Annotated in this window: 10 protein-coding genes; 9 read left to right on the top strand and 1 reads right to left on the bottom strand. The window is 65.7% G+C overall.

The annotated features are described in order from the left end of the window. Positions 1–102 precede the first annotated feature (102 nt). Positions 103–1,023 carry a LysR family transcriptional regulator gene (locus tag FQ746_RS09070; protein WP_144108642.1) on the bottom strand — a complete coding sequence of 307 codons (921 nt, stop codon included), beginning with the start codon at positions 1,021–1,023 and terminating at the stop codon, positions 103–105. Positions 1,024–1,152: 129 nt separating this feature from the next. On the opposite strand from FQ746_RS09070, the gene FQ746_RS09065 reads away from it, so the two are divergent. The 9 genes from FQ746_RS09065 (at position 1,153) to FQ746_RS09020 (ending at position 11,617) form a co-directional block, all read left to right on the top strand. Beyond that, the gene (locus FQ746_RS09065; protein WP_144108641.1) at positions 1,153–2,505 is read left to right on the top strand and encodes a YbfB/YjiJ family MFS transporter; all 1,353 of its coding nucleotides are present in this window, start codon (positions 1,153–1,155) and stop codon (positions 2,503–2,505) included. 239 nt (positions 2,506–2,744) lie between these two features. Next, complete coding sequence (locus FQ746_RS09060; protein ID WP_144108639.1) at positions 2,745–3,776, top strand: threonine aldolase family protein; 1,032 nt, start codon at positions 2,745–2,747, stop codon at positions 3,774–3,776. Positions 3,777–3,992: 216 nt separating this feature from the next. After that, a complete protein-coding gene (locus FQ746_RS09050) occupies positions 3,993–4,523 on the top strand; it encodes an NUDIX domain-containing protein (RefSeq protein ID WP_144108635.1) in 531 nt (176 codons plus the stop codon). Between the two features lie 54 nt (positions 4,524–4,577). Next, a complete protein-coding gene (locus tag FQ746_RS09045) occupies positions 4,578–5,087 on the top strand; it encodes an acyl-CoA thioesterase (protein WP_144108633.1) in 510 nt (169 codons plus the stop codon). Positions 5,088–5,091: 4 nt separating this feature from the next. Beyond that, a complete protein-coding gene (locus tag FQ746_RS09040; protein ID WP_144108631.1) occupies positions 5,092–6,036 on the top strand; it encodes a branched-chain amino acid ABC transporter permease in 945 nt (314 codons plus the stop codon). Further along, a complete protein-coding gene (locus tag FQ746_RS09035; protein WP_144108629.1) occupies positions 6,029–7,339 on the top strand; it encodes a branched-chain amino acid ABC transporter permease in 1,311 nt (436 codons plus the stop codon). Before FQ746_RS09040 ends, FQ746_RS09035 begins: the two co-directional genes overlap by 8 nt. Next, entirely contained in the window at positions 7,336–8,088 is a 753-nt protein-coding gene (locus tag FQ746_RS09030; protein ID WP_144108627.1) for an ABC transporter ATP-binding protein, read from the top strand. The genes FQ746_RS09035 and FQ746_RS09030 overlap by 4 nt, the downstream gene beginning before the upstream one ends. After that, positions 8,085–8,810: an ABC transporter ATP-binding protein gene (locus FQ746_RS09025; protein ID WP_144108625.1), complete on the top strand. Its 726-nt coding sequence runs from the start codon at positions 8,085–8,087 to the stop codon at positions 8,808–8,810. The genes FQ746_RS09030 and FQ746_RS09025 overlap by 4 nt, the downstream gene beginning before the upstream one ends. Positions 8,811–9,229: 419 nt before the next feature. After that, positions 9,230–11,617 (top strand): hypothetical protein, encoded by a 2,388-nt coding sequence (locus FQ746_RS09020; RefSeq protein WP_144108907.1) that lies wholly within the window; start codon positions 9,230–9,232, stop codon positions 11,615–11,617. The last annotated feature ends 607 nt before the right edge of the window (positions 11,618–12,224 follow it).

Genomic DNA, 12,224 nt, shown 5'->3' with positions numbered 1-12,224 from the left:
AAAGGCCCCGCGGGATGCTGAAAATTTCAGCATCCCGCGGGGCCTTCCCGCGTGGCCTTCCCATTTGCGAACCGTGAACGCGACCGGCGAACGCCCGGAGCATCAATTCACACCCACGGCCGCCGTCGCGACACCCGGCGATCCAACCGCCTCACTCCCCGCCAGCAAACTCTGCTTCAACGCATTCAGCGCAGAAGAAAAATGTCCACGCCGCCAGACGAGCAGCGTCTCGATCGGCGCGACGTCGGGCAGTTCGTGCACGGCGATATTGCTCGTATCGGTTTGCATGTTCATCACCGAGCGGGGCGCTACCGCCACGCCCGCACCCGCGGCCACACACGCCACGATCGCGTGATACGAACCGAGTTCCAGCACGCGGGCCGGCCTCACGCCATGCTCGACGTACCACTTCTCGATGTATGAGCGGTAAGCGCAGCCATGCTCGAACGCGATCAGCGTCGACAACGCGATGTCGCGGACTGCCTTGATCGGCCGATGCCCGCGCGGTGTCAGCATCACCAGTTCTTCGCGGAATACCGGCACCGTTTCGAACAGGTCGCCGAACGCACCGACGATGTCCAGCGGCGTCGCAATCAGCGCGGCGTCCACTTCGAATTCGCGAACCCGTTCGATCAGCTTGTCGGTCGTGCCGGTTTCCAGTTCGAGCGCGACGTCCGGCCATTGCTGATGGTATTGCGCGAGCACGCCGGGTAGACGGGCGGCCGCGACGCTCTCCATTGCGCCGAGCCGCAAGCGGCCGCTGGGACGATCTTCGCGCACTGCGTGACGGGCTTCGTCGGCGAGGGCGAGCAGGCGTTCGGCGTAGGGCAGCAGGGTTTCGCCCGCGGGCGTCAGCACGAGACGCCGTCCGTCGCGGATGAACAGGTCCGTGCCCAACTGTTCTTCGAGCTGCTTGATACGCGTCGTCACGTTCGACTGCACGCGGTTGAGCTTCGCCGCGGCACGCGTGACACCGTTTTCGCGCACCACGGCGCGAAAAATAGCCAGAGCGGCCAGATCCATAGTTCTCTCCTGACGATGGATAGCATCCGAATTATTCATTTTAAGTGATTGAAAGGTCAAGCTAAGATCCAACGTATCGCCGGGGTATGCCGTTCCGGCAACCGGCCATCACCTCGAATCGGACCGATCATGAACGATCTCACTTCCACCGCACACGTCGTCGCCGTCGACCGGCATGCCGCCCGCCGCGCCGCCCTGGCCTGTATGGTCACGCTGGCTGTGGCGCTCGGTATCGGACGCTTCGCCTTCACGCCGCTTTTACCGCTGATGCTGCATGGCGGTGCGGCCGGCAGGCCCCTGCTGGACATTCAGCACGGCGGCTGGCTCGCCTCGTTCAACTACGCGGGCTATTTCGTCGGCGCCGTGGCCTGCGCGGCGCTGCGGGTCAGCGCGGCGCGAATGGTCCGGCTGGGTCTCGTCCTGACGGTTCTGCTCACGCTCGCAATGGGCGTCACGAACCAGTTCTGGGTCTGGGCGATGGTGCGTTTCGTCGCCGGTGCGGTCAGCGCGTGGACCTTCGTGTTCGCGTCGCAATGGGGTTTGCAGCGCCTCGCGGAACTCGGCGCGCATGGCTGGAGCGGACTGATTTACACGGGGCCGGGATTCGGCATCGTCGGGACGGGCTTGCTGGTCAGCGCCGCGGGTAGCTATGGCGCGCGCGCCGGGTGGATCGGTTTCGGGATCATCGGGGCGGTGTTGGCCATTATGGTGTGGCCGCTTTTCGGCGGGCACGCCGGCACCGCGAGCAGCGCAGCAACCAGCGCAACGAGCCCGACCAACGCCACCCACGCCACCCACGCCACCCACGCCACCCACGCCACCCACGCCACCCACGCAGCAAAAGCACCCACGCCATCCAAACCACGCCACAACGCCGACACCATCTGGCTCATCCTGCTCTATGGCGTGCCGGGCTTTGGCTACATCATCACCGCGACCTTTTTGCCGGTGATCGCCCGTCACGCGTTGCCCGGCTCGGCCTGGCCCGATCTGTTCTGGCCGATGTTCGGTGCGGCGCTGGTGGTCGGCGCGTTGCTGGCGGCGCGACTGCCGACCTATTGGGATAACCGGCTGCTGCTCGCCGGCTGCTACGTGCTGCAAGCGGCGGGCATCGCGCTCGGCATCATCTGGCCGACGGCCGGTGGGTTCTCGCTCGGCAGCATGCTGATCGGGTTACCGTTCACCGCCATCACGATGTTCGCCATGCGCGAGGCGCGGCGTCATCACGGCGATTCCGCCGCCGGGCTCATGGGCTACGCGACGGCCGCCTACGGCGTCGGGCAGATTCTGGGTCCGCTGGTCGCCGCACCGATCGCGAGCCACACCGGCTCGTTCTCGCCCGCGTTGTGGCTGGCGTCAGGGGCGTTGCTCGCGGGTGCATTCGGTTTGATCGCCGTGAGCGTGCCGCGTGGCCGAGGACGACACCGAGGCGAACCTCAAGACCAACCCCAAAACCAACCCAAAAACCAACCCCAACGCTGAACCCGAACCCGCATGCCCGACTGCGGCTGCCAGTAACCGGTTTTCACGGGCCCAACCCAAGCCCAACCCAAGCCCAACCCAAGCCCAACCCAAGCCCAACCCAAGCCCAACCCAAGCCCAACCCAAGCCCCGCCGAACCCCCAGCCCCGTCCCGCGAAAACCCAAACCTCCCACCGGCACACTAGAATGACCGCTTTCCCGTCATCCCAGCGCGCCGGTCGACGGCCGCGCCGCCCGCCATGCAACATTTCGCGTCCGATAACTACGCCGGCATCTGTCCCGAAGCGCTCGAGGCGCTCATCACCGCCAACAACAGCGGCCACGAGCCCGCTTACGGCGACGACTCGTGGACCCATCAGGTTTGCGACCGGCTGCGCGATCTGTTCCAGACCGACTGCGAAGTGTTCTTCGTCTTCAACGGCACGGCGGCCAACTCGCTCGCGCTGGCGTCGTTGTGCCAGTCGTATCACTCGGTCATCTGCCACGAACTCGCGCATATCGAAACCGACGAATGCGGCGGTCCCGAGTTTTTCTCCGGCGGCTCGAAACTGCTGACCGCGCCGGGCGTCGGCGGCAAGCTCACGCCCGATGCGATCGAAGCGGTGGTCACGCGCCGTGCCGACATCCACTATCCGAAGCCGAAGGTCGTCACGCTGACGCAATCGACGGAAGTGGGCACCGTCTACAGCGTCGATGAAATCCGCGCGATCGCGGCCATCGCCAAGCGGCGGCATCTGAAAGTCCATATGGATGGCGCGCGTTTCGCGAACGCGGTCGCGGCGCTCGACGTGCATCCGTCGGAGATCACGTGGCGCGCGGGCGTGGACGTGCTGTGTTTCGGCGGTACCAAGAACGGCTTGCCGGTCGGCGAAGCGGTGGTGTTCTTCGACCGCGCGCTCGCCGACGACTTCGCCTATCGCCTCAAGCAGGCCGGCCAGCTCGCCTCGAAAATGCGCTTTATTTCCGCGCCCTGGCTGGGTCTGCTCGACAACGACGTCTGGTTGCGCAACGCCCGCCACGCCAACGCGATGGCCGAACTCCTGCAAACCCGCTTGCAGGAGATTCCTGGCGTCGGCATCATGTTTCCGCGCGAATCCAACGCGGTGTTTGCGCAGTTGCCCGCAGCGGCGGCCAAAGTTATGCGAGCGCGCGGCTGGAAGTTCTACGAGTTCATCGGCGCGGGCGGTTGCCGGTTGATGTGCGCGTGGGACACGCAACCGGAAACGGTCGAGCGCTTCGCCGCCGAAGTGCGCGCCTTGTGCGCGGCCTGACGCGTGCTCGCCGTAGCCGCATCGCAACCGCAACCGCAACCGCAACCGCAACCGCAACCGCAACCGCAACCGCAACCGCAACCGCAACCGCAACCGCAACCGCAACCGCAACCGCAACCGCACCGACCGATATAAACAAAAGACCGCCGCAGCGCGAGCCTCGCTCGACGGACGACGCCCCTCACGACCCCGCTCCAATAAAAACGTCCCAACGCCATGACCGACTACCGATTTTGCCCACGCTGCGCCACGCCGCTGATCGAGCGCGCCGACGCCGAACACGAGGGCGGCCGCATCCGCCAGACCTGTCCCGATCCCGAATGCGGCTACGTGCACTGGAACAATCCGCTGCCGGTGGTGGCGGCGATCGTCGAATACGAAGGCAAGATTCTGCTCGCGCGCAACGCCGCGTGGCCCGAAGGCATGTTCGCGCTGATCACCGGTTTCCTCGAAAACGGCGAGACGCCGGAAGAGGGCATCGCGCGCGAAGTGCTCGAAGAGACCTCGCTGCATGCGGACAGCGTCGAGCTGATCGGCGTGTACGAGTTCATCCGCAAGAACGAGTTGATCATCGCGTATCACGTGAAGGCGCACGGCACCGTGGCGCTGTCGCCGGAGTTGCTCGAATACCGGCTGATCGAGCCGGCCAAGTTGCGGCCGTGGCGCGCGGGCACCGGCCAGGCGCTCGGCGAATGGATGCGCCGGCGCGGCTTGCCGTTCGAATTCGTTGAACGGCCAGGACAGTAAAACCGGTTTTCACCTTCGCCTCAAAGCCACTTCACGACGCCCAGCCAGGCCACGATGAACAAACCTGCTCCCGCCGCGCGCGCGGCTTACCCGCATTTCCTGTCGATCCCCACCCGCTGGATGGACAACGATGTCTACGGTCACGTGAACAACGTCGTCTACTACAGCTACTTCGACACTGTGGTGAACGAGTACCTGATCCGTGCCGGCGTGCTCGACTACGACCGCGGCGCGACTATCGGACTGGTGATCGAAACGCAGTGCAACTACTTTGCGCCGCTGGCCTTTCCGGAACGGATCGATGCGGGTTTGCGGGTCGTGCGGCTCGGCAATTCGAGTGTGCGCTACGAAGTCGGCCTGTTCCGCGAAGGGGCGTCGCAACCCGCCGCTCAGGGTCATTTCGTGCATGTGTACGTGGATCGCGCCACCCGCCGTCCGGTGAGCTTGCCGGAAGCGCTGCGCGCCGCGCTCGCCCCGCTGGTCGCGCCGGACAACGCGCCGGACAACGCGCCGGACAACGCGCCGGGCGATGCAGCGACCGACGCGCCTGCGCAGACGGACTAGCCGCGTGCAATCCGTCGTCGTCAATCTGCTCAACGGCGTCAGTTACGGCCTGCTGCTATTCATGCTATCGGCCGGACTGACGTTGATTTTCAGCATGCTCGGCGTGCTGAACTTCGCGCATGCGAGCTTCTACATGCTCGGCGCTTACGTGGGCTTGTCGGTCGCGAAGTACGCGGGATTCTGGAGCGCGCTGGTGCTCGCGCCGCTGCTCGTCGGCGCGCTCGGCGCGGCGCTCGAACGCTGGCTGTTGCGCCGCGTGCGCAGGCACGGGCATGGCCATCTCGCCGAGTTGCTGCTGACTTTCGGCGCGGCGTATCTGCTCGGCGAACTGGTCAAGCTCGGCTGGGGTCTGGGGCCGTTGAGCGCCAGCGTGCCCGCCCTGCTCGACGGGCCGTTGTTCACGATCTACGGCGCGGCGTTCGCGCGCTATCGGGTGTTCATGATGGCCGTCTCGCTCGCCATGCTGGGTATTCTCTACGCGGTATTGCGGGTGTCGAAGGCGGGGCTGATCGTGCGGGCCGCGCTCACGCACGCGAGCGCCGTCGAAGCGCTCGGTCACGACGTGCCACGTGTGTTCACCGGCGTGTTCGCGGCCGGCACGGCGCTCGCGGCGCTGGCCGGGGTGATCGGCGCACCGCTGTTCGTGATCGAGCCGGCCATGGCGGACTCGCTCGGGTCGATCGTCTTCGTGGTGGTCGTCATCGGTGGACTGGGCTCGCTGGGCGGCGCGCTGGCAGCGTCGCTGCTGGTGGGATGCGTGCAAACCTTTGCGGTAGCGAGCGAGCTGTCGCTAGGCGAACTCTGGCCGACCTTCGGCGGCGCGTTGCCGCCCGAGTGGGACGCGCTCACGCTCGCGCAACTCGCACCGCTGATTCCCTACGTGCTGCTGGTGGCGATGCTCGCGGTGCGTCCGCGCGGCCTGTTCGGGCAGCGTGACGACCATGCGTGAGCCCGCGTGGCGGCGTGCTGCGCCATGGCTCGCGCTGATCGCGTGGCTCGTGGTGCCGCCTTCGATCTGGCCGCAAAGCTGGCTGCTCGCCTGGCTGTCGCAAACCGCGGCGATGATCGTCTTTGCGCTGTCGTACAACTTGCTGCTCGGCGAAACCGGGCTGCTGTCGTTCGGCCACGCGGCGTACGCCGGACTCGGCGCGCTGATCGCCGCGCAGATTTTCAACCGGTTCGCCGTGCCGCTCGTGCTGCTGCCTTTGATCGGCGGACTGGGCGCTGCGTTGTGCGGTGTCGTGTTCGGCTTCGTCTCGACCCGCCGGGCCGGCACGGCCTTCGCGATGATCACGCTCGGCATCGGTGAACTGATCTCGGCGGCCGCGTGGACGCTGCCCGACTGGTTCGGCGGCGAGGCGGGCGTCGCCATCGATCGAACCCATGCAGCGGCGCTCGCAGGCTGGACGTTTGGCCCGGCGCGCGAAGCGTATGGGCTGATCGCGTCGTGGTGTCTGCTGGCGAGCGTCGCGATGTTCGGTCTGTCCCGCACGGCCTTCATGCGGCTCGCGAATGCGGTGCGCGACAACCCGGCACGGGCCGCGGCGATCGGCTGCTATCCGCGCCGCGTGCGCCATGGCGTCGTGGTGCTGGCGGCGTTTTTTGCGGGCATCGCGGGGACGTTGGGGCTGATCGACGTCGAACTGGTATCCACCGAAAGCGTTGGCATGATGCGCTCGGGCGCCGTGCTGATTGCAACGGTGATCGGCGGCACGGCTTCGTTTTTTGGGCCGGTGGCGGGCGCCATCGTGCTCACCTTTTTCAGCGTGGTGGTGGGCAGCATGACGCGGGCGTGGCTGTTTTATCTGGGACTGCTGTTCATCGTCATCGTGATGGCTTCGCCGGATGGACTCGCCGGCTTCGCGCGACGCCACGGTGCTCGAATCGATGCATGGGGATGGCGCGGGTGCCGCGGCTTTTATCTGTGGGCTTCGGCTGCCGTGCTGTTGCTCGGCGCGGCAGTGGTGGTCGCGGTGCAGTGGGCGTATGCCGTGCAGTTCGGCGCGGACGACGGCACGGTGGTCGCCGGGCTGTTCACGTTGCCTGCGTTGCCTGCATTACCCACATTGCCCGCGTCTGCACAGTCGATCGCCTCAGGCTCCGGCGCATGGACACTCGGCCTCACACTGACGGCACTCGCCGCGTCGGGCGCCTTCGCGGCGCATGCCGCGCTGCGCGCACGCGCCCGACTCCATGCTTCCACGGGCTTACGCGCACACGCATCGCAATCCACCGACGGGGACGCGCCATGACCCCCGCGCTCGCGCTCTATGGCATCGAAAAGCGCTTCGGCGCCACGCAGATCCTGCGCGGCGTCGATCTCACGATCGAACCCGGCGAACGTCATGCGTTGATCGGACCGAACGGCGCGGGCAAATCCACGTTGTTCAATCTGATTGCCGGCGGTGCGCGGCCGGACGCCGGGCGCATCGATCTGTTCGGCGCGGAGATCACGCGGCTCGCGCCGTCGACGATCGCGCGTCGCGGGCTGGCGCGCAGCTTCCAGACCACCAGTGTGTTCGCCCGGCTGAGTGTGCGCGACAACCTGCGTTGCGCGGCGCTGCTTGCAGAGCGTGACCGGCTGCGCTGGTGGCAACGGTTGAGCGCTTCGCGCGCCGTCGATGCGCGCGCGGACCAGGTGCTCGACGCCGTCGGTCTGAGCGGGCGCCGGCATGCCGCGGCCGGCGCCCTGAGCTACGCCGAACAACGCGCGCTGGACCTCGGACTCGCCCTCGCGGGCGGCGCGCACACCTTGCTGCTCGACGAGCCGACGGCGGGCATGAACCGCGCCGAAGCAGCGCGGGCGATCGAGCTGATCCGCGAGGCCACCGCGGGCCGCACGCTGCTGATGGTCGAGCACGACATGGACGCGGTATTCGCGCTCGCCGATCGCATTTCAGTGCTGGTGCAGGGCAGGGTGATTGCGAGCGGCACGCCCGCCGAGATTCGCGCGGATGCGGCCGTGCGCGCCGCCTATCTCGGCGAAGGGTTCGACGCATGAGCGCCTTGCTCGACATTCGCGGACTGAACGCGTGGTACGGCGCGAGCCAGGTCTTGCACGGCGTGACGCTCGGCGTCGCAGCGGGCGAGGTGCTCGCGCTGGTCGGCCGCAACGGTTCGGGTCGCTCGACGCTGGCGCGTGCCGTCATGGGACTCGTGCGCAGCGAGGGCGAGCTGCGTTTCGCGGGCACGGCGCTCGGCGGCCTGCGGACCTTCGAGATCGCGCGGCTCGGGCTCGGCTACGTGCCGGAACATCGCGATGTGTTTCCGACGCTTACCGTTCACGAGAATCTGCAGCTCGGCGTCGCGCCGCATGGGCGTGCGAGTGTGCGTGGTCGTGCGCCGCGCTTCGGTTTCGACGACGCCTACAGTCTGTTTCCCGTGCTGCTGGAGCGCCAGCGCACGCGCGCGGGCGCGCTGTCGGGCGGCGAGCAGCAGATGTTGACGCTCGCGCGGGCGCTGCTCGGCGACCCGGATCTGCTGGTGATCGACGAACCCGGTGAAGGGCTCGCCAGTCTCGTGATGACGCAGGTCGCGCGCTGCTTGCGCCTGCTGCGCGATCGGGGCGTCGCCATGCTGCTGATCGAGCAGCAGCTGACGCTGGCGCAGGAACTCGCCAGTCGCGTCGCCGTCATGGGTCATGGACAGATCGTGTTCGATGGAGAATTGGCGGATTTCATAGAGCGGCGCGACGTGATGCAGGAATGGCTCGGCGTAGGCTGATACGCGCGCCGGGCTGCGTCGATTGGGCCGTGCCGTATTCGAAATGACGTGCTGGTTTCTACTGATACGGTGCGTGGCGCGGCCGTTCATCGCGCCGGTGCCTTCCCATCTGCCCTAATCATGCCGTTTGAATTCGGTGCGCCCGCGGGCCGCCAACGCAGAATGCGCGCGGCTTTCCCGGGACCCAGCGTAGCGATTCAAACGCTTGATCGTTTGGTGAGCGTCCTCCAGAAATCTTGTCGGCAGCGCGCGGACAAATCAAGACAATCAGGTGAAAGACGCGCGCCGTCGGCTTGCTGTTTAAAGCCGGTGTATGCGTGACGAACCATGTCGGCCCGGCGTGCCAGAGGCGCATCGCGGCTAGAGGAGGAGACATCATGAGAAAGACTGGCGAACAGGCTGAAAAGACGCTGCGGACGATGCGATTGCAACGCGGGCAGTCGGGCGGCAATGGATGGCGCAGGCCGATGGGTGCCGGTCTGACCGTCCTCACGGCCGCGTTGCTGATGTCCGCTTGCGCCGATGCGAGTTCCACCACGGGCGCTGGATCGGCGAGTGGGGCAAGTGCCGTGAATGCCCTGAGTGCTGTGAATGCGCCGGCGGCTGCCGGGCAGAACGACGCGGGCGCGGCGGCTGGCAGCAACAGTGGGGCAAGCGACAGCCGCGAGGCGGCGAACGCCCATCCCGATGTTCCGGCTTCCGGCAACGCGGCGCAACGCGATGCCGCGGCGGCCCGCACCTCGCTCGAAGTCGCAAAGGCCAAACAACTCGCTGCCGAACGAAGCGTCGCCGCGCGGGTGCCGTCGGCGAGCGGCATGGCCGAGCGGCGTGTGCGCCCGCTGACCTTGCGCGACTCCGGTATCGACGGCTCGCTGATGTTCGCGCGCGATGTCGATTTCCGCGTGACCGGCGACATCGGCTTCATGATTCACGACATGGCGGCCACGCTGACGCCTTCGCATCCCGGGCAGCCGATCGTGTTCGACGATCCGACCAGCGTGACGATCAACGTGCATCGCGGCGAAGTCACGCTCGACAGCGCCAAGCTCACGGCAATTTTCAACCGTTATCTGTTCCAGTATCAGGGTTCGCCGTTGCGTAACATGCGCGTCGTGCCGCAGGACGGCGGCACGCTGCGTATTACCGGTGAGATGCATCGGGACACGTGGGTGCCGATCGTGCTCGGCGGTTCGATGTCGATGCGCAGCGCCGGCGAACTCGTGTTCCACGCCAACCATATCGAAGTGGCCGGCGTGGCCGCGGACAAGTTGATGCAGGCCGCGCACGTGCGGATGGCCGATCTGCTGAAAGTCGACACGCCGATCGCGCGTCTCGAAGGCGACGACGTCGTGATGCAGGTGGCCAAACTGACGCCGCCGCCCGCGCTGAACATGACGATCACGCAGATCGATACGAGCGCGGCCGGCGTGCGCTTCACGCTCGACGACCACACGGTGCCGAAGATCGACTGGCCCGCGACGATGCCGCCGCGCGGTTTGCTGGTGCAGGGCGGCGACGTGAAGTTCATGCGTTCGATGCCGATGAATATCGACATGGCCTTGACGCCGACCGAGGCGAACGCGCCGTTCGTGCTGGATCTTTATCACTATCGCGATCAGATGGCGGCGGGCTATTTCACTTTCGACGAAGCGGGTGCGCTGGATGTGCATCTGCCTTCCTATACGAGCCTGGCGAGTGCCGGGGCTGCTGCGGCCAAGGAATCGCCGGGGCAGGTGGGTAGCGCAAGTGCGCGCTTTAACGACAGCATCATTCGCGCGCAGCAGGCGGCGCTGGCGCAGGCCCGGCAGGTCTGGCAGCAGGTGCCGGGCGGTCTGCGCACCGCGTCGGCAGGTCAGAGCGCGTCGTCTTCGGCGCGGATGATGCCGGTGAGCACGCGTGCTGCGCTCTCTGGACCGGGTCTGGCGACGCCCGGTTCGGCGCTCGTGGATGAGCGGCATTCTGCCGGGCCGGCTCCGCTGATTCACGTCGAGAACGTCGACTTCTACGTAGCGGGGCGGATCGGTTTTCACGTGCGCTCGCTCGATGCGCAGATGGTGCCGAAGAAGCCGGGTCAACCGGTCGATCTCGACGATCCGGATCAGTACGATATCCGGATCGTCGGTGGCGAGGTGGTCGAGCCGTGGCCGGCGATGGCGGCGCTTTTCAACGACTATCTGCTCGATTACGAGCCGCGCTCGCTCAACGATTTGCAGTTGAAACCGGTGGACGGGCAGCTTCAGGTTTCCGGCGGGATCAAGTTGTGGAATCACTTTCCCGGCGTGTGGTTGCCGACGACGATGAGCGGCTCGATCGTCGCCGCCGATGAGCGGCATCTGGTTTATCAGCCGACTTCCGTGAAGGTGTTGGGGGTACCGCAGGCTGGGCTGTTGCGGGCGTTGGATATTCCGTTGGCTTCGTTGACGCCTTTCACGCGCAAAGGTGTGGCTCTGAAGGGGAATGAGCTTGTGTTCGATCAGTACACGGTGTTTCCGCCGCCGGTTTTGCAGGGGCGGCTTGCCAGTGCGACGGTGACCGATGACGGGCTGGTTTTGAAGTTCAAACGGGAGGCGGGGGTGGCGGTGGCGCGGCCGCCGGCCGATGCCGGGAAGAGCTTCGTCTGGATCGAAGCCGGGGATGTGAAGATGTTTAATTCGTTGGTCACGAATACTCGGACTTTTATTAAGGATTCTTCTAATCCTGGGGTGATGAAGTTCGATCTTTATGGGTATCGAAGGGATGTTTCCAAAGGGGTCGTCAGGATGGGGGGGGATGGGAGTTTGAATGTGGATTTGGCCGGTCGGCGGTGAGGGTTTTTTCGTTGCTCTGGCTTTTTGGGCCTTTGGCCTTTCCTTGCATTGTTAGTGGTCTATTAGCGTTCCCCCTGTGCGGGGGGGGCACTTACTTCTCTTTGCCGCCGCAAAGAGAAGTAAGCAAGAGAAAGCGGCTCACACCGCTAACCATTAAGCGGGCCCCGCGGCATTTCCTTGGTAGTGGTGCATCTGGAATCCGTGTTCCCGCACACTCCGCTCTTGTGACAAGGCAGTCATTCTTCCGGCGGCGCTTCGCGCGCCCCCGGGTCGTTCTACAACCGTCGGTTTTTCGACTTCCGTGGTGTTCCCATCCGCGACGCACGCAGTGCGGAGTGGGCGCTGATGAGTGCTTTGTCACTACCGCATAATGCGCGGGGGACCGGATTCCAGATGCACCACTACCATGAATCTCGCGCGGTTCCCATTTAAGAGTTAGCGGTGTGAGCCGCTTTCTTTTGCCTACTTTTCTTTGCGGCGGCCCCTCCATGTCAGGCTAGTTGTCGCCTCACCCGAACCGATTGATGTAAAGATTGGGGGGCGGACAGCGAATGGAAGATGAAACGCTATTCAGCAGAGACCCGGGAATGGGTAATTCAACAGATGA

It is taken from the genome of Paraburkholderia sp. BCC1886 (assembly GCF_900996245.1).
Lineage (GTDB): Bacteria > Pseudomonadota > Gammaproteobacteria > Burkholderiales > Burkholderiaceae > Paraburkholderia.
Note: the sequence above shows the minus strand (reverse complement) of the source record. Positions and strands in the feature narration are given on the sequence as shown.

Bases quoted from the DNA above. Each gene is read 5' to 3' on its own strand.
- FQ746_RS09070 (WP_144108642.1), bottom strand. From the start codon at position 1,023: ATGGATCTGGCCGCTCTGGCTATTTTTCGCGCCGTGGTGCGCGAAAAC.
- FQ746_RS09065 (WP_144108641.1), top strand. From the start codon at position 1,153: ATGAACGATCTCACTTCCACCGCACACGTCGTCGCCGTCGACCGGCAT.
- FQ746_RS09020 (WP_144108907.1), top strand. From the start codon at position 9,230: ATGCGATTGCAACGCGGGCAGTCGGGCGGCAATGGATGGCGCAGGCCG.
- FQ746_RS09035 (WP_144108629.1), top strand. From the start codon at position 6,029: ATGCGTGAGCCCGCGTGGCGGCGTGCTGCGCCATGGCTCGCGCTGATC.
- FQ746_RS09030 (WP_144108627.1), top strand. From the start codon at position 7,336: ATGACCCCCGCGCTCGCGCTCTATGGCATCGAAAAGCGCTTCGGCGCC.
- FQ746_RS09025 (WP_144108625.1), top strand. From the start codon at position 8,085: ATGAGCGCCTTGCTCGACATTCGCGGACTGAACGCGTGGTACGGCGCG.
- FQ746_RS09045 (WP_144108633.1), top strand. From the start codon at position 4,578: ATGAACAAACCTGCTCCCGCCGCGCGCGCGGCTTACCCGCATTTCCTG.
- FQ746_RS09050 (WP_144108635.1), top strand. From the start codon at position 3,993: ATGACCGACTACCGATTTTGCCCACGCTGCGCCACGCCGCTGATCGAG.
- FQ746_RS09060 (WP_144108639.1), top strand. From the start codon at position 2,745: ATGCAACATTTCGCGTCCGATAACTACGCCGGCATCTGTCCCGAAGCG.